A 22542-nucleotide genomic window follows, 5' to 3' on the forward strand; every position below is an offset into this window, starting at 1 on the left:
TTGTTTGGTCAGCCGACGCGGCCGCCGCCCTGGGCGGCACCGCGCGATAGCCAATGGGTGAGGCCGAGCAGCACCGCGAGAATCAGGGTCTGCACCAGGCTGAAGGCGGCGGTCTTGCCGGTATTGCCGCCCTCGTAATAGTCGAGCAGCAGCACGGCCATCACGGTGGTGTCGCTGGTGTAGAGGAACAGCGACGAGCCGAGCTCGCGGATCGCCAGCACGAACAGCAGCGTCATTGCCGCGACCACGCCGGGTCGTGCCAGCGGCAGCACGATCGTGGCAATGGTGCTCAGGATGCCGCGGCCGCAGATCCAGGCCGCCTCCTCGAGCTCCTTGTGGATCTGCAGGAACGACGTCGAGAGCGCCTTGACCGTGTCCGGCATGAAGCGGGCGATGAAGGCGAGCGCCAGGATCCAGATCGTGCCGTAGAGACCTCCTGGCAGGCCGATCCAGGCCCACAGATAGGCCACGCCCACGACCAGGCCAGGAATGGCGACGGGCACGGTGGCGAGCAGGTCGATGACGCGGCGCCCCGCCACATGCGTGCGGTTCACCGTGTAACCGATGGCGAAGGCGAGCGCGCCGCCCAGCACGGCGGTGATGACGCCGACCTTGAGCGTGTTCCAGATCGACAGCATCGTCAGCGGATTGTCGAACACGGCGTTGAAATGGGTGAGGCTGTAGGCGCGCATATCGAACAGCGCGTCGAAGTCCTTGATGAACAGGAACTTGCGGAAGGCAGCGATCACCAGCGCGAGCGTCGGCAGCACGACGACGATGACGAGATAGACCAGCGCCAGCCCGAAGGTGAACCAACGCCAGCTGCCGAGATTGAGGCTGCGCGGCCGGAATGCCTTGCCGGCCACGGTGGCGAAGCTGCGTCCGCTCAGCACGCGCTGCTGCGCCCAGACCAGGATCGCCGTGACGATCATCAGCAGGATCGCGACCGCCGCGGCGGTGTTGTAGAGCGGCGGGCTCCAGGCCGTGAGCTTGAAGATGTAGGTCGTCAGCACGTTTATGTTGGCTGGCGCGCCGAGTGCGGCGGGAATGCCGTAGATGCCCAGCATGACGACGAAGGAGAGCAGCGAGCCGGCCAGGATGGCAGGCGCGATCAGCGGGAAGGTGACGGTGAAGAGCGTCGTGAAGGCCGAGGCGCCGGATACCTCGGATGCCTCCTCGAGGCTCGGATCCATGTTGCGCAGCGCCGAGGCCGTGAACATGTAGACGTACGGCGCATAATACATCCCGAACACGGCGATCAGGCCGGTCATGGAATAGAAGTCGAAGCGGAAGTCGATACCCAGCCACTTCAGCGCGGTGTTGAGCAGGCCGGTCTTCGGCGAGCCCAGGATGCCCCAGGCGACGCCCGCGACAAGCGGCGGCACGAACAGCGGGATCATGCTGGCGCCGGCGATGAAGCCCTTGAAGGGCGTGTTGGTGCGCACGACGATCCAGGAGAAGAAGAGTCCGATCACCACCGCCAGGGCAGTGCCGCCACCGCAGGCGGCGAGGGCGTTGACGAAGGCGAGATGGACGTTCTCGTTCTCCAGCACCTCGACGAAATGCGCGATCGACGGCCGGAAGGCGCCGAAGCCGTCGACCACCGGATTGGAATCGCTCAGCGCGCCGAAGATCAGCATCAGCAACGGATAGGCAACGAGGAAGGTCAGGATCAGAAGAAGCGCACCGACCCAGAGCGGCGCCGCCAGCCTACGTGGCGGGCGCACGGTCTCCACGGAGTCGGGCAGGGCAGCCGCCTGCGTCGCCGTCACGAAGTCCTCCCATGCGGGCCAGCCTCTTTTTGCCGGGCCGGCGCTTGTTCATTTGGACTGCACCGTAGCCGATCATGATCGCCGAGGCTACGTTCCGGTGATGAAACTTCGACACCACGATCGCTATGACTATGTCCCGCTGCGCGGCCGCACACCCTACGCCTGGCCCAATGGACAGCGACTCGCCGTCTACTTCGCGCTCAACCTGGAGCACTTCTCCTTCGGCGAGGGGCTGGGGGCCGAGTTGGCTCCGGGCGGGCCGCAGCCGGACGTCCTGAACTTCGCCTGGCGGGATTACGGCAACCGGGTCGGCGCCTGGTATCTGCACGACGCCTTCGATGCCCTGAAGCTGCCGATGGCGGCGCTGGTGAACAGCGCGATGTACGATTATGCGCCGGCCCTCGTGGCGGCCCATCGCGCCCGTGGCGACGAGATCGTGGGCCATGGCCGCACCAATGCGGAGCGTCAGGGCACGCTTACGGAAGGCGAGGAACGCGCCTTGATCGCCGAGGCGACGGAGCGCCTGGCCAAGGAGGAGGGGCGACGCCCCGACGGCTGGCTCGGCCCGTGGATCTCGCACAGCCATCTCACGCCGGACCTGCTGGCCGAGGCCGGGTACCGCTATCTCCTCGACTGGTGCATGGATGACCAGCCGATCTGGTTCAGATGCCGCGGTGGCAAGCGGATCATGGCGGTGCCCTATCCGCAGGAACTGAACGACATTCCGGCCATCGTCGGCCGCAAGATGGGCGCCGCCGATTTCGCCGACACGATCGTCGACCAGTTCGACGAGATGCTGCAGCTGTCCCGCGAGCGCCCGCTGGTGATGGGCGTGGCGCTCCACGCCTACATCGTCGGCCAGCCGCATCGGTTGAAGCATCTGCGGCGAGCCCTGCAGCACATCCTGACGCGCCAGGACTCGATCTGGCTGACCACGCCGGGCGCCATCGCCCGCCACTGCGAGGCGTTGCCGGCAGGGATCGTGCCTTAGGTTCCGGACCCCATCATGGGACGATGGCGGCTGCGGTCCTGCATGCCGGCCAAGCCTCCAACTCAAGGCATTTGACCTATTTCCTTTTGGAGGGGGTGAGGGCAAACGCCTATGGAATCACCAACGGCATTCGGCGTTTGCTCACCGAGAACGGCGCCGATCGGGCGGTCTCGACCGAGCGCTGTCAGGCGGGCATTCTTGCGGATGTCCGTTCGGCCCCCCCCCGAGGACAATGTTGATGATACCAGCTTTCTCGGCCGGCGCCGGATGGACAACCTGTTGAAAGCTCACGCCTAGCGAACAGGGGGGCCTTTCATGGAGGATTTTGAGTTCGTATCCACACTGAATGCCGCTCAGCGACGGACATTTCCGGATCAGTTGCTTTGTATCGAGACCAAGGGTTTTGGCTCGCCCGGCGACGGTGGTGGTGCCACCTATCGACGTTGCAAGGATGAGCCGAACCATGGCGGCAGTTTTAGAAGTCACGATGGATCATGGTGGGAGATCGCGTCACGCTCAGTAAACGTGAAGCAGTTCGGCGCCGTCGGCGATGGCTTGACTGACGATAGCGCTGCAATCCAAGCGGCTTTCGACGCTCCCTTTGCCGACGAGGTAATCTTTCCGCCGGGATCCTACAGCGCGATCGGGCTGCGGCTGCGGCGGTCTTGCCTGTTGCGGGGGCATCATGCCGAGATTGTATATGACCGAGAGCACATCCTGCAGGATTTGCTCTTTGCCAGTGCGCCCAGGATCGAGATCCGCGACATCACGTTTCGCGGTCGAATCTACCAGGATTTTCATACCTCGGTGGGCCCGGAATGCCTCCTTCGCGCTGGTGGCAGCGCGGATGAGCTGGTGGATCGGCTTACCATTACCGACGTGGACTTTGTCGGAGGCCAGCACGGTTGCGTGATCGGCATGGTCACCGATGTCTTTATTGACCGGGTGCGCTTCCACAAGTGTCGGTTCCACGCGCTCGCCGTCTATAAGGAAGTGCAAAGAGTCGTTGTCCGCGGCTTGATTGCCAAAGGGATCGGGCTCTATGGGGGCGTGAAGACGGCACTGTATTCCGAGGCGACCCGTCCCACCGAGAAGTTCATCATCACGGAGTTCCTCATTGAGGATTGCGCGAGCCTGCATCCAGACCCCTTCAACTGGCAGGAAGGAATAGATCTGATCTGCGGCTGGGCTCGCGAATTCATCGTCTCAAATGGCGTCATATCGAGATGTGGAAATGGCGGCATAGAGCTGAAGACTGGCGGCATTCAGCAGGACCTCGACGAGACTTACGAGGACATGATCATTTCGAATGTCGTTATAAATACCGACGGCAACCATTCTGGCATCGTCTTCAACTGGACCGGCGGAAAGACCAATTCCGACAAGCGCGGGAGGCGTACGGTCGTCACCGGAAACATTATCCGGCACACCAACGGCAAGGGCCTTGCAGCGGGCATCCTCGTCAATGCATGGTCCGATGTGATTCTTTCGAACAACTTCATCGAGGGTTCCCACACCGGCATCGCTCTGAACGGATACGGCGCGTCGGACGATACGCTCAAATCCGTCATGATTTCCGGCAACCACATGCGGTCCGTGCATCAGGGCTTGTACGGCATGTCCGGAAACCTCGAGGACATAGCCGTCATCAACAACGATATTCAGGCGGAGGCTCTCGGTATAGCGCTATCCGACGCGCATGTCCGAGGGTGTGACATCTCGCAGAACCGAATACGACAATACGGGCGAGATACATCGACTACTCTGGCGGCTCTCTATGTCAAGAATGCCCAGGGCGTGCGGATATTCGGCAACAGGTTGGATGCGGCCGGCGGACATGCCGTGTTTGTTCATGACTGCGGCTTCCCCCTTGTGGGCGGCGCGATCCTGAGCAACTTCATGGCAAGTAAGCTGGAACCTGTAAGGATCCAAACTGGAAAATGGACGGTCCTGGACAACCACATCCAGATGGAAGTTGGTCTTGGGGCAGTTGTCGAGGAGGGCGCCGCGTCTACCGTGGAGGCGTTCTGGAATATCCGGGGAACCGCAGATCGTAAACCAGCCGCGGCCGGTTCGGTCGGAGACGTCTTCTTCTTTCCAAGGATGGGCCGAGCGGACCCGATGGGGTGGGTCTGCGTCGTGGCGGGCGGGCGTGGCGTCGCGGAGTGGCGTGAATTGGGCAACGTTGAGCTGGGCGCGGAACACACATCTCGATCGTCGCGAGCCGCTTCTCATCAGCGGCCCGCCCGCTCGTTGGGAGTGCCTACGAATCGGCAGGCGGCGGGGGCGGTCCCTATTGGGGCAACTCCGAAGACGAACGATGTGCCCAGGCCGTGGCGCAAGGCGTTGTGGCGCAGGATCGTCGATCTGCCCGTCGCGGCGGGCTCGGCTGTCCGGAGCCGCTTGTGGAACTCGAAGTCTGGCGGATCCTGACCGTCTTGCTAATGCGCTGCGCCCGGCGCGGTATCGCGCAGGTAGGTGAGGGCGGCCTGCGCGCCGCCGGACTTGTGCGGCACCTTGGCGAGGCCGAGCGCCATCTCGACGCCCGAGAGCGTGCCCATCAGCATCAGGTCGTTGAAGTCGCCGAGATGGCCGATGCGGAAGACCTTGCCGGCGACCTTGCTGAGGCCCTGTCCGAGCGACAGGTTGAAGTTCTCCAGCGCCACCTTGCGGAGGGCATCGGCGTCGTGCCCTTCGGGTAGGACGATCGCGGTCAGCGAGCCGGAATAGGCCTTGGGGTCGCTGCACAGGATCTCGAGATCCCAGGCCTTCACCGCGGCTCGGGTCGCTTCGGCATGCCGGGCGTGGCGTGCGAACACGGCATCGAGCCCTTCCTCCAGCAGCATGTCGCAGGCCTCGTTGAGGCCATAGAGCATGTTGGTGGCGGGCGTGTAGGGGAACCAGCCGTTGGCGTTGCTCGCCAGCATCTCGTCCCAGCTCCAGAACGACCGGGTCATCTTCGATGTCTTGGAGGCGGCGACAGCCTTCTCGCTGACGGCATTGAAGGAGAGGCCCGGCGGCAGCATCAGGCCCTTCTGCGAGCCAGCGACGGTGACATCCACGCCCCAGGCATCGTGACGATAGTCGATCGAGCCGAGCGACGAGATCGTGTCGACCAGCAGCAGGGCCGGATGCCGGGCCGAATCGATGGCTCGGCGGATGGCATTGACGTCGCTCACGACGCCGGTCGAAGTCTCGTTGTGGACGATGCAGACAGCCTTGATGGTATGGCCCGTATCTTCCTTGAGCCGGGCCTCGATGGCTGCCGGGTCGGCTGGCTTACGCCAGTCGCCGCCCATGAATTCTGCTTTTATTCCAATCTTGTCGGCCATCTTCTTCCAGAGAGACGCGAAGTGGCCGGTCTCCCACATCAGCACCGTGTCGCCCGGCGACAGGGTATTGACCAGGGCCGCTTCCCAAGCTCCCGTACCAGATGCAGGAAATACGATAACCGGCTGTTTTGTCTGGAATATTTGGCGAACGCTGCGGAGGATTTTCTTGGCCAAGGCATTGAACTCGGGGCCACGGTGATCGATCGTCGGATGATCCATCGCGCGAAGAATGCGGTCCGGAACATTGGTGGGGCCGGGAATTTGCAGGAAATGCCGTCCACTGGGATGTGAATTGAGCCGCATGCTGTCTGGCCTCCGTCCGAGCTGGGTTGCATTTTGTATACAACATGCCAAACTGAGTCCAGTCATGGACGGATCGACCTTTGCCATCGCGCGTCTGACCCTGCCCGAGGCGGCGGCGGAGCGTCTGCGCACCCTGATCATCGAGGGGGAACTGGCGCCGGGGGCACGCCTGAACGAGCGGGAGCTGAGCGAGCGGCTGGGCGTCTCCCGGACGCCGCTGCGCGAAGCTTTCCGGATGCTGGCAGCGGACGGGCTGCTCGTGCAGCTCCCCAATCGCGGCGCCCAGGTCGTGGCCCTGTCGCGGGACGATGTCAGGCACGCCTTCGAGGTGATGGCAGCGCTGGAGGGCCTGTCGGGCGAACTGGCCGCCGCCCGTGTGACGGGCCAGGACGTCGAAGAGCTGCAGACCCTGCAGGCGGAGATGGAGCAGGCGCATGAGCGTCACGACCTGCCGACCTATTATCGCGTCAACCGCGCGATCCACGAGCGGATCAACGGCATTGCCGGCAACCCGATCCTGACCCAGACCTTCAAGACCTTGAACACGCGCCTGCATGCCTTGCGCTTCCGCTCGAACCTGGTGCGCGCCAAGTGGGACCAGGCCGTGGCCGAGCATCGCCAGATGATCGAGGCGCTGGCCGTCCGCGATGGGGCGGGGCTGCGCGACATCCTCATCCGCCATCTGAAAGCGAAGCGGCAGGCGGTACTGGAAAGCATGATCGCCGGGTCCGGCGACGCTGCCGTCCCGAACGCCTGACACCAGTTCCCAACTCGACGCATCCTCCTTGTCGTTCATTCAGAGTGTGCCTGATGTCCCTCGAACAAACCCTGCGCCGGACCGTCAAAGGCGAGGTCCTGTTCGACCGCGCATCGCGCGGCCGCTATGCCACCGATGCCTCGATCTATCAGATCGAGCCGGTGGGCATCGTCATCCCCACGGACGAGACCGATCTGGCGCTCGCGCTGGACGTGGCGCGCGACGCCAAGGCGGCGATCCTGCCGCGCGGCGCCGGCACCTCCCAGTGCGGCCAAACGGTCGGCGAGGCGCTGGTGATCGATTTCTCGAAGCATCTGCGCAACGTCGTCGGCTTCGACAAGGACCGCGCCGAGGTGACGGTGCAGCCGGGCGTCGTGCTCGACCAGCTCAATGCCTGGCTGAAGCCGCACGGACTCTGGTATCCGGTCGACGTCTCGACCTCGGCGCAGTGCACGCTGGGCGGCATGGCCGGCAACAATTCCTGCGGCAGCCGCTCGATCCGCTACGGCAACATGGTGCACAACGTCGCTGCCCTCGACGCCATCCTGGCCGACGGAAAGCGGGCGCGCTTCGATGCGCGGCGACCGGAGGACATGCAGCCGGCGGTGCGCGCGATCGCCGACAGGGTCGCGGCCCTCGCCGTCGCCGAGCAGGACGAGATCGCGCGGATGTATCCGAAGGTGCTGCGGCGCGTCGGCGGCTACAATCTCGATATCTTCTTCCCGCAGTCGGAGCGGCCCTACACGACCGACAATTCGGTCAATCTGGCGCATTTGCTGGTCGGCAGCGAAGGTACGCTGGCCGTCACTGAGCGACTGACGCTGAAGCTCTCGCCGCTGCCCCGGCACAAGACGCTCGGCGTCGTGAACTTCCCGAGCTTCTACAAGGCGATGGATAGCGCCCAGCACATCGTCAAGCTGAAGCCGACGGCCGTGGAACTGGTCGATCGCACCATGATCGATCTGGCGCGCGCCAATCCTGCCTTCCGGCCGGTGATCGACCGCGCCCTGATCGGCAAGCCCGAGGCGATCCTGCTGGTCGAGTTCGCCGGCGAGGAGCGCGAGGCGCAGGTGCGCGACCTCAAGCGGCTGGTCGAGCTGATGGCCGATCTCGGCCTGCCCGGCAGCGTGGTCGAGATGCCCGATCCCGGGCCGCAGGCGGCGCTGTGGGAAGTCCGCAAGGCCGGCCTCAACATCATGATGTCGATGAAGGGCGACGGCAAACCCGTCTCCTTCATCGAGGATTGCGCGGTGCCGCTCGAGCATCTCGCGAACTACACCCAGCGCCTGACCGAGGTGTTCGAGAAGCACGGCACGCGCGGCACGTGGTATGCGCATGCGAGCGTTGGCACGCTGCATGTGCGGCCCATCCTCGACATGCGGCGCGACGGCGCGGCCAAGATGCGCGCGATCGCCGAGGAAGCCTCCGCCCTCGTGCGCGAATACAAGGGCGCCTATTCCGGCGAGCATGGCGACGGCCTCGTCCGGTCCGAATGGGTGGCGTGGCAGTTCGGCCCGCGCCTCACCAAGGCATTCGAGTCGATCAAGGAACTGTTCGATCCCGACAACCGGCTGAATCCCGGCAAGATCGTGCGGCCGACGCGCATGGACGATCGCTCTTTGTTCCGCTTCAAGCCGGACTACAAGAACATCGACTACAAGCCTGCGCTCGATTGGTCGGCGTGGAACGTGCAGAACGATGCGCGCACCGAAAATCTCACGGCAGCGGGGACGGGCGGCGATGCGAGCGGAGGCTTCGCCAAGGCCGTCGAGATGTGCAACAACAACGGCCACTGCCGGAAATTCGACGCCGGCACGATGTGCCCGTCCTTCCGCGTCACCCGCGACGAGGTGCATCTGACCCGCGGCCGCGCCAACACGTTGCGCCTCGCGCTGTCGGGACAGCTCGGATCCGATGCGCTTCTTTCGGATGCCGTTGCCGCCGCCATGGATCTCTGCGTCAGCTGCAAGGGCTGCAAGCGCGATTGCCCGACGGGCGTCGACATGGCGCGCATGAAGATCGAGGTGAAGTCGGCACGCCGCATGAGCAAGGGGCTCTCGCTGCGCGACCGCGTGATTGGCGATCTCCCGGCGATCGCGCCGTGGGCGCGGCGCCTGCCATGGCTGTTCAATCTCGCTTCACTGATCCAGCCGTTGATCGGCTTTGCCAAAGAACGCCGCTTGCCGCGCTGGCGCGGCGATACCTTCCTGTCGACCACCGCTGTCGATGCCGAGAACGCGACGGTCGTGATCTTCGCCGACACTTTCTCGAACAATTTCGAGCCTGAGATCCTGCATGCCGCGCGCCGTGTGCTGGAGGCGGCCGGGCATCGCGTCGCCGTGGCCTGGCCTGAACTCGGCGCACGCGCCCTCTGCTGCGGCCGTACCTATCTGGCCACCGGGCAGGTCGACAAGGCCCGCGACGAAGCCGAGCGTCTCCTGGAAGCGCTGGCTCCGTTCGTGGCCCGCGGCTTGCCGGTGATCGGGCTCGAGCCGTCATGTCTCTTCACCCTGCGCGACGAGATGCAGGGGCTGGGATTGGGCGAGGCGGCGCGCCGGGCGGCCGAAAACGCCTTCCTGTTCGAGGAATTCCTGGCTCGCGAGAAGAAAGCGGGGCGCCTGTCGCTCGCTCTGAAGCCGCTGCCGGAAAAGACCGCGCTGCTGCATGGTCACTGCCATCAGAAGGCCTTCGGCGTCCTGAGCGCGGTGCAGGAGGTGCTGACGCTGGTGCCCGATCTCGCCGTCAAACCGATCGAGTCGAGCTGCTGCGGCATGGCCGGCAGCTTCGGCTACGAGGCCGAGCACTACGATACCTCGATCGCGATGGCCGAACTGTCGCTGCTGCCGACAATCCGCAAGGCTGGTGCCGACACGCTGATCGTCGCCGACGGCACCTCCTGCCGCCACCAGATCGCCGACGGCACCACCCGCCACGCCCTGCACGTCGCCCAGGTCCTGGAGAAGGCGCTGGCCTAACGTCCTGTTCTTCACCTCCCTGCGCGCAGCGCGGGGAGGTGGCCCGTAGGGCCGGAGGGGTCAGACGCTCCTCAAAAAACAACTATAGGTAGTATTTCAGTCGAAATTTCGCCAACAAATCCAACAAAGCTTCTTCCGTCATCCCGAGCGATCGTTGGCATTACCTCCCTGCGCACAGCGCGGGGAGGTGGCCCGAAGGGCCGGAGGGGTCGGAAGTGCCATGCACAATTTTTAGTAGAAGTTACGTGAGAACAGACTCTCATAAATAGGCTAACATGTCCGCGTGCTGCACTTTGCACGTCATCTCCGAAGCAACGCCACGGAGGCCGAGCGAATTCTCTGGCGTCATCTCCGCAAACGCCAGTTGGCTGGCTTCAAGTTCCGTCGCCAGCATCAGATCAAACCGTTCATCTGCGACTTTGTTTGTCTCGAGGCCGGAGTCGCTATCGAGCTCGATGGCAGCCAGCATGCCGATCAAATGCGGTATGACGAAAAGCGCGACGCGTTTCTGAGATCAAATGGCTTCCGTGTCTTTAGATTCTGGAATCCGGATGTGATCTTTCGCACCGGCAGCGTCCTCGAGACAATCCGCGAAGCGCTTCGGGATGCGAAAATGGATGGTCGCTTCGATTGGAGTCTCTGACCCCTCCGCCCCTCCGGGGCACCTCCCCGGCGTTGCTGGGGAGGGGAGGTGAAAGCATTGCAGCCCCGTCAGCGCTATGGCACGGTCCGGCGCGATGCAGAACCCGCGAAATCCCTACTCCAGCGCGGAGATCGACCGCGCCAGCCATGAACGTGAGAACGAAGAGAGGATCATCGAACTGGTCTCGTCCGGCGAGGCGCGGTTCGTGCCGATCGATACCGAAAGGAACCTGGTCAGCAAGGCCGGCGGCAATCCCGAAGCCGTGTTCCTGCACGGAATGATGGGACGGGCGATCGCCCAGGTCGCCGACCATCACATCTTCCTGGGGTATGTCGAAGGCACGCCTTATTTCGCCGTCGACGTGACCGGCAAGGATGCGCCCCTCAACGAGCTCGGCGAGTTCGTCGATCTGCGCCAGGTCGGCGCGCTTCTGTTCGCCCGCGAAGGGTCGATCCTGGCCTATGCCCGCGGCATGACCTACTGGCATCGCCGTCATCGCTATTGCGGTGTCTGCGGCGCGAGCACCCGTGTGGCGCGCGCGGGCCACGTCCGCATCTGCACCAACGACGGCTGTCGCGCCGAGCATTTCCCGCGCACCGATCCGGCCGTCATCATGCTGGTGCATCATGGCGACAAGTGCCTGCTGGGGCGCGGCAAGCAGTTCCCGCGCGGCATGCATTCGACCTTGGCCGGCTTCGTCGAACCGGGCGAGAGCTTCGAGGACGCCGTGGCGCGCGAGGTCTACGAAGAGGTCAAGGTACGGGTGAGGAACGTCGTCTACCGCTCCTCCCAACCCTGGCCGTTCCCGGCATCCGTGATGATCGGCTTCCATGCCGAGGCGGAGTCGCTGGACTTCGAGGTCAACGAGGAAGAGCTTGCCTCGGCGCGGTGGATGAGCCGCGAGGAGTTGCGGCCGGAGAACTTGCCCACGGACGGCTCGTTCTTCATGCCGCGGCGCGACTCGATCGCTCGACGTCTGATCGAGGAGTGGCTGGGGCACGAGGCAGGCCCGTCGATTTCCGGCTGACAGTTTTCCAAGGAAGCATCCGATGACCGCCAAGCTTTTCACGCCTGTCGAACTTGGCGGCATCGCGCTGCCGAACCGGATCGTCGTGTCGCCGATGTGCCAGTATTCGGCCGTCGACGGCAGCGCGCAGCCCTGGCATCAGGTGCATTACGGCATGCTGTCCATGTCGGGCGCGGGGCTGCTGTGCCTGGAAGCGACGCATGTCGAACGCGCGGGCCGCATCACCCAAGGCTGCCTCGGCCTCTACAGCGACGACAACGAAGCGGCGCTCAGGCCGGTCGTCGAATGGATCCGCGGATGGATGCCGCACGTGAAGCTCGGCGTTCAGCTTGCGCATGCCGGTCGCAAGGCGTCGGCGCAGCGGCCTTGGAAGGGCGGCGGGCCGCTCACCGGCGCCGACGCGCCGGATCTGCCCTGGACGACGTTCTCCGCCTCGGCGATTCCATACGACACCAACTGGCACACGCCCGTCGCCCTGGACGAGGTCGGCCTCGAGCGGGTGAAGCAGGCTTTCGTCTCGGCGGTCGAGCGCAGCCTGCGCTTGGGCTTCGACCTGATCGAGTTGCACGGTGCGCACGGCTATTGCCTGCACCAGTTCCTGTCGCCGCTCAGCAATCGGCGCAGCGATGCCTATGGCGGCACGATGGAGAAGCGCCGCCACTTTCCGCTCGAGGTGTTCGAGGCCTGCCGCCGGCTGGTGCCGGCGGACAAGGCGCTGGGCATCCGCCTGTCGGCGACGGACTGGGTGGAGGGCGGCCTGACACTCGACGACACGGTCGAGACCGCGCATCAGCTCAAGGCCCTGGGCTGCGATTTCATCGATGTCAGCTCCGGCGGCAACTCGCATGCGCAGAAGATCTCGGTGGCGCCGGGCTACCAGGTGCCGTTTGCGGCGCGCATCCGTCACGAGGTCGGGATCAAGACGTGGGCGGTGGGCGTGATCACCGAGCCGGAGCAGGCCGAGCGCATCATCGCCTCCGGCGAAGCCGATTGTACGGCACATGCTCGGGCTTTCCTGCTCGACCCGCGCTGGGGCTGGAATGCCGCCCGTGCGCTTGGTGTCGAAACACCGCCCTTGCCCCTGCCGGCCATCCGGGCGACAACTATCCTGCCGTTCAAGCCTCAGCCCAATCTGGCCAGAGCGGCCGAATAAACGGAGTGGCCGAGTAGGATCGGTGCATGTCGTGCGTGTTGTTGGCTGAGGACGAATTCCTGATCCGCGTGGTCTTGGCCGACGCGCTCGAGGCCTTGGGGCTTTCCTGCATCGAGGCGCCGACCGGACAGGCGGCGCTGGATATCCTGCGCGGGGAAGCGCCGCTGTCGGCCATCATCGTCGATATCGGCCTGCCGGACATGTCGGGCGAGAAGGTGATCGAGGCTGCCATGCGGCATCGTCCGCAGATTCCGGTGATCCGTTGTTCGGGGGCGCCGGCCACGGCGCCGGCGGCGAACGGCAACATCCACGTTTTCGCCAAACCCTACAGCGTCGACGAGCTGTCGAGATTCGTCGCTTCTCTCGTCTCAGGCCGCACCAGCTGACCGTATGCGTCGGCTCTTGAAGTGGAGCACCTGGCGGCGCGGCGGCAACAATGCCGCCGAGACGTCCATGATCGTCGCCGTGGCCGCGCTGGCGGTGCCGTTGCTCCTGTTTGTCGGCGCCAGCTGGATCGCCTACGGCGACAATCAGCGCGAAGCGGACGAGCGCATGACGCGCACGCTCGATCTCCTCTACAACAACGTTCGCGCCACCTTCGACAGCAATCAGCTGGTGATCGCCAACGTGATCGGCCAGCTCGACGATTACGCGTCCGAGGCCGACATCAGGAGCAATGCGGAAAAAATCCATGAAAGGATGAACCGCCTGGTCGAGAGCCTGCCTCAGGTCGAGAATGTCTGGGTCCTGGATGCGGCCGGCAACGCCCTGGTATCCGCGAAGATCTATCCGCTGCCGGCGGGACTCAACTTCGCGGACCGCGCGTACTTCAGGACGCTGCGCGATGGCTCCTCGACGCGCACGATCAGCCAGGTCCTGCGCGGCCGCCTGAAGGACATCGACTATTTCGATGTGGCCCAGCGGTGGCGGAGTCCCGACGGCCATTTCGATGGCGTGATCGCCGTGTCGATCCGGCTGTCCTACTTCGTGGACCAGTTCAAGCGCGCATCCGATTCCCCGTTGTCGACGGCGTCCCTGGTGCGTGACGATGGCACGTTCCTGGCCCGCTATCCCGATCCCCCGCTGATACGACAGCTCGGGCCGGATAGCGGTTTCATGCAGGAGATCCAGAGGCATCCGGAGCAGGGGCGCTACACGACGCAGAGCTCCGGCTCGGACAGCGTCGCGCGGTTTTTCGTCTATCGGCGCTTGCCCGATCTGCCGCTCTATGTCCTGCACGGCTATGCCTTGGAGACGATCCGTGCGACCTGGATCGGGCGCATGGGCCTGCATCTGATCTTCGGCGTGCCGGCGACCTTGGCTCTTTTCTTCCTGGCGCTGCTCGCTTCGCGCCGCGCCGTGCAGCAAAGCCAGACGCTCGACCAGTTGCACGAGGAGCAGGCGCGCCGGCAGCTCGCCGAGGAAAGCCTGCGCCAGTCTCAGAAGATGAACGCCGTCGGACAGCTCACGGCGGGTATCGCTCACGATTTCAACAATCTCCTCACCGGCATCGGCGGTGCCCTGGAAATGATCGGCCGTCGCCTGCCCGATCCGGCGCCGGAGATCGCGCGCTTCCTCGAGTTGGCGCGCAGCGGCGTGATGCGGGCCGCGACATTGACGCAGCGGCTTCTCGCCTTTTCCCGCCAGCAGCCGCTGCAGATCGAGGCCATCGACGCCAACCGCGTGGTGTCCGGCATGTCGGAGCTGCTGCGCCGGACACTGGGCGAGAAAATCAGCATCGAGACCATCCTGGCCGGCGGGCTATGGCGGGCGAAGGCCGACGCGGCGCAGCTCGAGGCGGCGATCCTGAACCTGGCCATCAATGGCCGCGATGCGATGCCCGATGGTGGGACCCTGACCATCGAGACCGCCAATGCGCATCTCGACGACGGCTATGCCGCCGCCAATGTCGAAGTGTCACCTGGCCAGTATGTGCTGATCGCCGTGTCCGACACCGGCAGCGGCATGGACGGCGACACCATCACGCGGGCCTTCGAGCCGTTCTTCACCACCAAGCAGCGTGGGCAGGGCACGGGCCTGGGGCTCAGCATGACCTTCGGTTACATCAAGCAGGTGGGCGGCCATCTCAAGATCTACAGCGAGATCGGACACGGCACGACGGTGAAGCTCTACCTGCCGCGCGCCATGGCCGAGATGCAGGCCGCGATCGAGCCGGTTGCCCAACCGGCCACCGCTGTCGGCGGCGGCCCTGTCGTTCTGGTGGTCGAGGACGATCCGGCGGTGCGCGATTTCGCGGTCGCCGCCTGCCGCGAGGTGGGTTGCACGGTCTACCAGGCCGCGAATGGCGAGGAAGCGCTGGCGGTTCTGGCAGTGCGCCAGGAGATCGACCTGCTGTTCACCGACATCGGCCTGCCGGGCGAGATGAACGGGCGCCAGATGGCGGAGCATGCGATCGAGCGCCGGCCGACGCTCAAGGTGCTGTACACGACCGGATACACCGCCAATGCTATCGTGCATCACGGCGTGCTCGATGCCGGCGTCAATTTCATCGGCAAGCCATTCTCCGTCGCCGCCTTGGCGGCCAAGATCAGGAGCATGGGCTTCTGAGCGGAATTGCGGCGGTATCGCGCTTGCCCTGACGCCACCGCAAGCTAATTTGCAGGCGATGACTGCCTCGCCGCCACCGACGGATCGCATCCTGCGGGCGATCCTCTCCACGATCGTGGCGATGACCTGCTTCGCGATCCTGAATTCCATGTCCAAGACGCTGTCGACCTCCGGCTATCCGGTGATCGAGGTGATCTGGGCGCGTTACCTGTTCGCCTTCGTCTTCATGCTGGCGATGTTCCTGCCGCGCAACGGCATGGGGCTGTTCACCATCCGGCGTCTGGAGACGCAGATCGTGCGCGGCCTGCTGCTGTTCTTCTCCTCGTACTTCTATTTCCACGGCGTGGTCTATCTGCCGCTGGCCACGGCCGCCTCGATCTCGCTCTCCAGCCCGATCATCGTCACCGCCCTGTCGTCCCGGCTGCTGGGCGAGCCGGTGGGCGGGCGGCGCTGGGCAGCGGTGTGCGTGGGCTTCGTCGGCGCCCTCATCGTCGTGCGGCCGGGCCACGCCGACTTCGACTGGCATGTGCTGTGGATCGTGGCCAGCACGGGTTGCAGCGCCTTCTACCAGATCTTTTCGCGCCGCTATGGCCAGACCGAGCGACCGGACGCCTCGGCGACGGTGGCGACCATCGTCGGCACGGTCGCGGCCACGCCGTTCGTGCCGTTCGACTGGGTGGCGCCGACCTCGCTGTGGGATCTCGGCCTGTTCATCGGCATGGGGCATCATGGCCGGGACCGGCCACTATTTCCTGACCATCGCCTACAGCCAGGCACCGGCCGCCGTGGTCTCGCCCTTCAACTACACACAGCTGATCGGCGCGGCGATCCTGGGCTTCCTGGTCTTCCACGAGAGCCCGGACCTCTGGACCTGGGTCGGAGCGGCCGTGATCATCGGCTCCGGCCTCTATATCGGCTACCGCGAGCGCGTCCGCTACCGCCGCACGGTCAGCGCGTCGTCGTAATCACCGCATCCGGCAGCCACAGGGCGATGCCGGGGGCGAAGCACAGCACCACGATCGCCAGCGCCATCAGCACGACGAACGGCATCACGCCCCAGATCACGTCCCCGAGCGGGATGTCGGGGGCGATGTTCTTGATGACGAAGATGTTGAGCCCGACCGGCGGATGGATCAGCCCCATCTCCATGACGATGGTCATGACGACGCCGAACCACACCAGATCGAAGCCCGCGGCGCGCAGCGGCGGCAGGATGATCGGCGCCGTCATCAGGATGATCGATACCGGCGGCAGGAAGAAGCCCAGCACCACGACCAGCACCAGGATGGCCGCCAGCAGCACCCAGCGCGACAGGTGCTGGGCGACGATCCACTCGGCCACCGACTGGCTGATGTGCAGGTAGCTCATCACGTAGGAATAGAAGAGCGACATGCCGATGATCATCATCAGCATGGTCGATTCGCGGATCGTGTTGACGAAGATCGGCTCGAGCTGCCGCGGACGCCAGGTGTTGTAGATCGCGGCGATCAGCAGCAGCGCCAGGATGGCGCCGAGGCCGGCCGTTTCCGACGGCGTGGCGAAGCCGCCATAGAGCGCGATCATCACGCCGGTCAGCAGGATCACGAACGGCAGGACGCGGGGCAGGGCGCCGAACTTCTGGCTGAGTGTATAGCGCTCCTTGTCCAACAGAACCGAGTGTGCGCCGCCTTTCGCATGGGTGGCATGGGCCTTGCGCGCCTCGCTGGAATAGCGCCAGGCGGCGTAGAGCGCGAACAGCACGACCAGTAGCAGTGCCGGGCCGATGCCGGCCAGGAACAGCTTGCCCAGCGATTGCTCCGACGCCACCGCGTACAGGATCATGGTGATCGAGGGCGGCAGCAGGATGCCGAGGGTGCCGCCGGCGGCGATCAGGCCGGCCGCGAAGCCGCCCGGATAGCCGCGCTTGCGCATCTCGGGAATGCCGGCCGAGCCGATCGCCGAGCAGGTGGCGGGGCTGGAGCCCGCCATGGCAGCAAACAGCGCGCAGGCGAAGATGTTGGCGATGCCGAGACCGCCGGGGATGCGGCTCATCCAGACATGCAGGGCCGAATAGAGATCGCGTCCCGCCGGCGAACGGCCGATCGCGGCGCCCTTGAGGATGAAGAGCGGGATCGACAGCAGGGTGATCGCCGACATCTCCTCGTAGACGTTCTGCGTCACCGTATCGAGGGCCGCCGGCGGCATGAAGAAGATCATGAAAACGGTCGCCACCAGCCCCAGCGAGAAGGCGATGGGCATGCCAGAGAACATGACAAGCAGCGTGAAGCCTCCGTAGAGGAGGCCGATCTCGAGGGTAGTCATGGACGCTGGAAGGCCTGGACGAGGATCTGCACGGTGAGGAGGGTCATGCCGACGGACATGGCAAGATAGGGAATCCACAAGGGCGGCGCCCAGGCGGTGGCGCTGACATAGCCTTCGCTCCAGGCCTCGTGGAGCAGGGTCCAGGATTTCCAGGCGAAGAAGGCGCAGAAGGCGGCGCTGAGGAGGTCGACGACGAAGAGGCGCAAGCGGTTGGCCTTGGGCGACAGGACGCTGGCCAGGGCCTCGATGCCGATATGGCCGCGCTGGGAATGGACCCAGGCTGCCGACAGGAACGTCATGCCGATCAGCAGGAAGACGGAGAACTCGTCCTGCCAGTCGGTCGGCTCGGGCGAGAAATAGCGCAGGACGACACTGTAGGTCAGAACACAGGCTGCGACGACCAGGGCGACCGCCGAGAAGAAGACGATCGCCCTGTTGAGGAGAGTAAGAGCTTTCACGAAACTTGCTGGCTGAGCTTCAGGAATTCGGCGTTGCTGGCGGACTTGTCGGCGTATTCCTTCCAGCTGGTATTGAGCGCCACGGCCTTCCACTTGTCGGCTTGGGCCTGGTCGAGCTCGAATATCTTGGCGCCGGCCTTCTCGTAGACGCGCACGACCTCGTCGTCGTCGGCCTTGGCCTTGTCGAGGCCGAACTTCTCGAGCGAGGCGCCGACCTCCATGATCGCCGTCTGCTGGTCCTTGGGCAGCGAGTCGAACACCTGCTTGGACATCAGCAGCGGCTCGAACACGAAGAAGAAGCCCTTCTTGCGGAACGAGGTGAGGGTCTTGGCGATCTCCTCGAGGCGGAAGGAGATCAGACTGGTGGACGTGGTCATGGCGACGTCCATGGTACCCGTCTGCATCGCCGCATAGAGCTCGTTGGACGGCATGCTGACGACCGAGGCGCCGGCGCCCTTCAGCATCAGGTCCATCTCGCGGCTGCCGCCGCGCACCTTCAGGCCCTTGACGTCGTCCGGCACCAGGATCGGCTTGCTGCGGCTGGCGACGCCGCCGGCCTGCCACAGCCAGGTAACGAGGATAGCGCCCTTTTCGGCCAGCAGCGCCGTCAGCTTCTTGCCGATCTCGGCATTCTTCCAGGCATAGCCCTGCTCGTAGGACGTCACGACGCCCGGCATGAAGCCGATATTGTATTCGCTGACCTCGCCGCCGGCGTAGTTCAGGGGATAGAGCGTCATGTCGAGGGCGCCGCGGCGGATCGCGGAATATTGCGCGAGCGTCTTCACCAGCGAGGAGTTGGGATAGACCTCGGCGGTCAGCGCGCCATTGGTGCGCTTGGCGATCTCGGCGGCGAAGCGGCGGCACAGCTGGTCGCGGAAATCGCCGCTGTCGATCGTCCCGCCCGGGAACTGATGGGAGATCTTGAGCTGCTTGGCTTCGGCGCGGGCCGTGCCGGCGATCCAGGGAGCGGCCAGCGGCGCGGCGGCCGCGCCGGCAAGAAGCCGGCGGCGAGAGATGGTCATCGAGCGTTCTCCTCCGAATTCCATTTTGAGACGATTTTGTCGGGGCCGGATAGGCAATATCCGCCCGCTGATGTCAACTCGAATGAAGTTTCCGCGCACCGGGCCTGCGAACAAGTTTTGATCAATTGGCCAAGTTTTGAGCGTGTGCGCTGCAGCATGCCGAGCACTGCCGTCGCCGGGGTCCGCCGCGGCAGCACTGGCATACGCCTTGCACCATTTCCGGTCAGCGCAGGCCGCTTCGCGGTCTCTTCGGTTGGCGTGCCGGGGTTTCGGGGGACCGCCGCTTGCGGTGGTCGGGGAAGGACTATCCGCGTTCGACGAGCGTCATTCCGTTTCGATTCTTAACTTTCGCAATCGATGATCGAGGAGGCAGCACCCATGTGTGAACGAATTGGCTGTACCCATTTTCCCAAGCTTCAGGGGCTGGACCTGTCCGGGGCTGCGATCCGTTCGCGCCGCGCCTTCCTGAAGGGAGCTGCGGCGGCGACCACGATCACCATGGCCGCCGGACCTGGCATGCTGCTGGGCGGGCCGGCCCATGCCGCCAGCGGCCAGATCAAGAGCACGCACGGCTCGGGCTTCTGCAATCTCAACATCTTCCTCGCGCACGCCCGGCAGTACGCCAAGAAGGACGGCGTCGAGCTCGACTTCATCAACACGCCGACCTCGGCCGAGATGGTGACCTTCCTCGGCATGGGACAGGTCGATGTCGGCCTGATGCCCTACACCAGCTTCATGGCCCTCTACGATGCCGGCGCGCCGGTGAAGATCGTCGCCGGCGGCGGCATCCAGGGCTGCGCGATCGTGGCCCAGCCCGGCCTCGATACGCCGGAGAAGCTCAAGGGCAAGACGCTCGGCACCTTCCAGCTCGATACGCTGGAAGTGATGCCCTACGACTATCTCAAGAAGAACGGCATCTCGTTCAAGGACGTGAAGGTCCGCTACATGGGCAACACGCCGGAGGCGGTCGAGGCCTTCAAGGCCGGCGCGCTCGACTGGATCTGCACCATCGAGCCCTATGCGTCGGCGCTCGTGAACGACGTCAAGGGCGCCAAGATGCTGACCGACGGCACCGACCTCTACGGGCCGGGCTACACCGATTGCGTGCTGGCGGCGCGCGCCAGCATCACCAAGGACAATCCGGCTGGTCTCAAGGCCATCATCAAAGCGATGATGCAGGCGCAGTACGATGCCGAGACCGATCCCGACGGTGCGCTGAAGGAGCTGGTCGGCAAGTACTACAAGACCTCGATGGAGAACGCGAAGATCGCCAAGGGCAAGCAGCCCGCCGTGGTCGACGCGCGCAGCCAGACCAAGTTCATCCTCGAGCGCACCGACAGCGTGATGGAGATGGGCTACATCAAGAAGAAGCCGGGGCCCGACGCCATCGACTGGACGCTCCTCGAGGAAGTCATCAAGGAGAACCCTGAGCTCTACGGCAAGCTCAAGTACAAGTCGGCCTGATGACTGTCGCGACGCCGCCCGACTATACCGATACCGCCTCTGCCGCCGGGCCAACCCGTCCGGCGGCGGTCGCGCGGTTGTTCGCGTCGATGGCGGGGGAGGGGCTGCTCGCCAAGATCGTCTGGACCTTCCTGTCCATCGGCTTGTTTGCTGGCCTGTGGGAGTTCTGCTGGGCTGCGGGCTGGGCCGACCCCAAGCTGTTGCCGCCGCCGCACATCTTCCTGGGCAGCATCGTCGAGCAGGCCAAGTTCTTCAACACGGCGACGCGCTGGCAGGTTGGCCAGTCCATGAATGCCGGTCCGAGCGCCTTCGAATCGGTCATGATCACCGTCGGCGCGACGACGATGCGCGTCTTCGTCGGCCTGCTGATCGCCTCGGTGCTGGGCATCGGCGTCGGCATCCTGATCCGCTACTCCAACCTGTTCGACAAGCTCGTGCTGCCGACCGTGACGCTGCTGTCGCCGGTCTCGCCCATCGCCTGGCTGCCGGTGGCGATCTTCCTGTTCGGCATCGGCAATGGGCCCGCGATCTTCATGGTCGTGGTGGCGCTGTTCTTCCATATGGTGCTGGCCACGGTCACCCAGATCGACGGCGTCAGTCCCAACCTGATCAACGTTGCCCGCACGGTGGGCGCCACCAAGCGGCAGATTTACGGGCGAGTGATCCTGCCCGCGATCCTGCCCGGCATGCTGGCGGTGCTGCGCATGAACCTGTTCGGCGCCTGGATGGTGGTGCTGGTGGCCGAATCGACCGGCGTCGGCTACGGGCTGGGGCAGGTGATCATGTTGGCGCGCAACACCTTCAATCCGTCGCTGGTCTTCTTCACCATCGCGGTGATCGGGCTGCTGGGATTCACCTTCGACTGGCTGCTGCGCCAGGCGCAGCGGCGCATCCTCTACTGGTTGCCGGATACAAAGGGGAAGCTGCGTGGCCTCTAGCCCTCCGACCTTCTCGTCCAAGGACGCCGTGGTCTGCCGCAATGTCGGCAAGACCTGGTCCGCCGGCACTAGCCGCGCCCACGAGGCGCTGCGCGGCATCGATCTCGACGTGAAGCCCAACGAGTTCGTGGTCTTCCTGGGACCGTCCGGCTGCGGCAAGAGCACCTTGCTCTATCTCATCGCCGGACTGGAAGAGGCGACCGGCGGCAGCATCTGGTCGTTCAGCGACAAGGTCGAGACGCCGTCGCCCGAGCGCAGCCTGATCTTCCAGGAAACGTCGCTCTTCCCGTGGCTGACCGTATGGGAGAATGTGAGTTTCGGCCTGTCGATCCGCGGCGCCTCCCGCGCCGAGCGGCGCGCCGTTGCCGAAGAAGCGCTGCAGCGGGTCGGGCTCAAGGCGGCGATGGAGAAGCGGCCCGACGAGCTGTCCGGCGGCATGCGCCAGCGCGTCGCCGTGGCCCGCGCGCTGGCCATGCGGCCCAAGGTGCTGCTGATGGACGAGCCCTTTGCCGCCCTCGATGTCCAGACGCGCGCGCGCATGCAGGATTTCCTGCTCGATGTCTGGCGCGATTCCGGCGCCTCGGTACTGTTCGTGACCCATCATATCGACGAAGCCGTGGCACTTGCCGATCGCGTGGTCGTCTTCACCGCCCGGCCTGGCCGCATCAAGACCATCGTGCCGGTCGACCTGCCACGCCCGCGCGATCTCTTCTCGCGCGAGGCCGAGGCACTGCGCATCGAGCTCACCGATCTGCTGCGGGACGAGGTCGATCGGGCTTTCGCGGAACAGGAAGGCCTCGCCTCCGTCGCCTAGACAAATCCCACGCACACAATCAAG

Annotated in this window: 19 protein-coding genes and 1 pseudogene; 14 read left to right on the plus strand and 6 right to left on the minus strand. The window is 64.8% G+C overall.

Annotated features, from left to right (window positions below; all coding sequences use genetic code 11):
- Positions 1-8: 8 nt before the first annotated feature.
- On the minus strand, positions 9-1772 hold the full coding sequence (locus tag B5D62_RS03105; protein ID WP_218190920.1) for an ABC transporter permease: 1764 nt from the start codon (positions 1770-1772) through the stop codon (positions 9-11).
- Positions 1773-1872: 100 nt separating this feature from the next.
- On the opposite strand from B5D62_RS03105, the gene B5D62_RS03110 reads away from it, so the two are divergent.
- Both B5D62_RS03110 and B5D62_RS03115 read left to right on the plus strand, forming a co-directional pair.
- A complete protein-coding gene (locus B5D62_RS03110) occupies positions 1873-2763 on the plus strand; it encodes a polysaccharide deacetylase family protein (RefSeq protein ID WP_085932344.1) in 891 nt (296 codons plus the stop codon).
- Positions 2764-3078: 315 nt separating this feature from the next.
- Positions 3079-5196, plus strand: a complete 2118-nt coding sequence (locus tag B5D62_RS03115; RefSeq protein WP_085932345.1) for a glycosyl hydrolase family 28-related protein — start codon at positions 3079-3081, stop codon at positions 5194-5196.
- A gap of 8 nt (positions 5197-5204) precedes the next feature.
- On the opposite strand, the gene B5D62_RS03120 is transcribed toward B5D62_RS03115, so the two are convergent.
- Entirely contained in the window at positions 5205-6398 is a 1194-nt protein-coding gene (locus tag B5D62_RS03120; RefSeq protein WP_085932346.1) for a pyridoxal-phosphate-dependent aminotransferase family protein, read from the minus strand.
- Positions 6399-6462: 64 nt separating this feature from the next.
- Here B5D62_RS03120 and B5D62_RS03125 point away from each other — a divergent pair, with 64 nt between their 5' ends.
- From B5D62_RS03125 to B5D62_RS34330, 8 genes and pseudogenes are all read left to right on the plus strand, one after another.
- A complete protein-coding gene (locus tag B5D62_RS03125; RefSeq protein WP_085932347.1) occupies positions 6463-7155 on the plus strand; it encodes a GntR family transcriptional regulator in 693 nt (230 codons plus the stop codon).
- Between the two features lie 53 nt (positions 7156-7208).
- Complete coding sequence (locus tag B5D62_RS03130) at positions 7209-10130, plus strand: FAD-binding and (Fe-S)-binding domain-containing protein (protein WP_085932348.1); 2922 nt, start codon at positions 7209-7211, stop codon at positions 10128-10130.
- 283 nt (positions 10131-10413) lie between these two features.
- Positions 10414-10773, plus strand: a complete 360-nt coding sequence (locus B5D62_RS03135; protein ID WP_085932349.1) for an endonuclease domain-containing protein — start codon at positions 10414-10416, stop codon at positions 10771-10773.
- A 94-nt stretch (positions 10774-10867) separates the two neighbouring features.
- Complete coding sequence (nudC, locus tag B5D62_RS03140; RefSeq protein WP_085933498.1) at positions 10868-11800, plus strand: NAD(+) diphosphatase; 933 nt, start codon at positions 10868-10870, stop codon at positions 11798-11800.
- Positions 11801-11822: 22 nt separating this feature from the next.
- Positions 11823-12953 (plus strand): NADH:flavin oxidoreductase/NADH oxidase, encoded by a 1131-nt coding sequence (locus B5D62_RS03145; protein ID WP_085932350.1) that lies wholly within the window; start codon positions 11823-11825, stop codon positions 12951-12953.
- 26 nt (positions 12954-12979) lie between these two features.
- A complete protein-coding gene (locus B5D62_RS03150; RefSeq protein ID WP_085932351.1) occupies positions 12980-13339 on the plus strand; it encodes a response regulator in 360 nt (119 codons plus the stop codon).
- Between the two features lie 4 nt (positions 13340-13343).
- On the plus strand, positions 13344-15521 hold the full coding sequence (locus B5D62_RS03155; protein WP_085932352.1) for a hybrid sensor histidine kinase/response regulator: 2178 nt from the start codon (positions 13344-13346) through the stop codon (positions 15519-15521).
- Between the two features lie 58 nt (positions 15522-15579).
- Positions 15580-16005: pseudogene (locus B5D62_RS34330) on the plus strand (DMT family transporter); the annotation flags it as partial.
- Between the two features lie 101 nt (positions 16006-16106).
- Here B5D62_RS34330 and B5D62_RS34170 read toward each other — a convergent pair.
- Positions 16107-16235: a hypothetical protein gene (locus B5D62_RS34170; RefSeq protein ID WP_269435075.1), complete on the minus strand. Its 129-nt coding sequence runs from the start codon at positions 16233-16235 to the stop codon at positions 16107-16109.
- 14 nt (positions 16236-16249) lie between these two features.
- Here B5D62_RS34170 and B5D62_RS33270 point away from each other — a divergent pair, with 14 nt between their 5' ends.
- Positions 16250-16486, plus strand: coding sequence for a DMT family transporter (locus B5D62_RS33270; RefSeq protein ID WP_170920762.1), 237 nt, complete (start codon positions 16250-16252; stop codon positions 16484-16486).
- Here B5D62_RS33270 and B5D62_RS03170 read toward each other — a convergent pair.
- The 3 genes from B5D62_RS03170 to dctP are packed head-to-tail and all read right to left on the minus strand — an operon-like array spanning position 16470 to position 19302.
- Entirely contained in the window at positions 16470-17822 is a 1353-nt protein-coding gene (locus tag B5D62_RS03170; protein ID WP_085932354.1) for a TRAP transporter large permease, read from the minus strand. The genes B5D62_RS33270 and B5D62_RS03170 overlap by 17 nt on opposite strands.
- On the minus strand, positions 17819-18280 hold the full coding sequence (locus tag B5D62_RS03175) for a TRAP transporter small permease (RefSeq protein WP_218190921.1): 462 nt from the start codon (positions 18278-18280) through the stop codon (positions 17819-17821). The genes B5D62_RS03170 and B5D62_RS03175 overlap by 4 nt, the downstream gene beginning before the upstream one ends.
- Positions 18277-19302 (minus strand): TRAP transporter substrate-binding protein DctP, encoded by a 1026-nt coding sequence (gene dctP / locus B5D62_RS03180; RefSeq protein ID WP_085932355.1) that lies wholly within the window; start codon positions 19300-19302, stop codon positions 18277-18279. Before dctP ends, B5D62_RS03175 begins: the two co-directional genes overlap by 4 nt.
- Before the next feature lie 378 nt (positions 19303-19680).
- Here dctP and B5D62_RS03185 point away from each other — a divergent pair, with 378 nt between their 5' ends.
- Genes B5D62_RS03185 through B5D62_RS03195 form a run of 3 tightly spaced genes read left to right on the plus strand, consistent with a single transcriptional unit; the run spans position 19681 to position 22518 of the window.
- Entirely contained in the window at positions 19681-20766 is a 1086-nt protein-coding gene (locus B5D62_RS03185; RefSeq protein WP_085932356.1) for an ABC transporter substrate-binding protein, read from the plus strand.
- The gene (locus B5D62_RS03190) at positions 20766-21704 is read left to right on the plus strand and encodes an ABC transporter permease (protein WP_218190922.1); all 939 of its coding nucleotides are present in this window, start codon (positions 20766-20768) and stop codon (positions 21702-21704) included. Before B5D62_RS03185 ends, B5D62_RS03190 begins: the two co-directional genes overlap by 1 nt.
- The gene (locus B5D62_RS03195; RefSeq protein WP_085932357.1) at positions 21694-22518 is read left to right on the plus strand and encodes an ABC transporter ATP-binding protein; all 825 of its coding nucleotides are present in this window, start codon (positions 21694-21696) and stop codon (positions 22516-22518) included. Before B5D62_RS03190 ends, B5D62_RS03195 begins: the two co-directional genes overlap by 11 nt.
- Positions 22519-22542 lie beyond the last annotated feature (24 nt).

It is taken from the genome of Enhydrobacter aerosaccus, from assembly GCF_900167455.1.
GTDB lineage: Bacteria > Pseudomonadota > Alphaproteobacteria > Reyranellales > Reyranellaceae > Reyranella > Reyranella aerosaccus.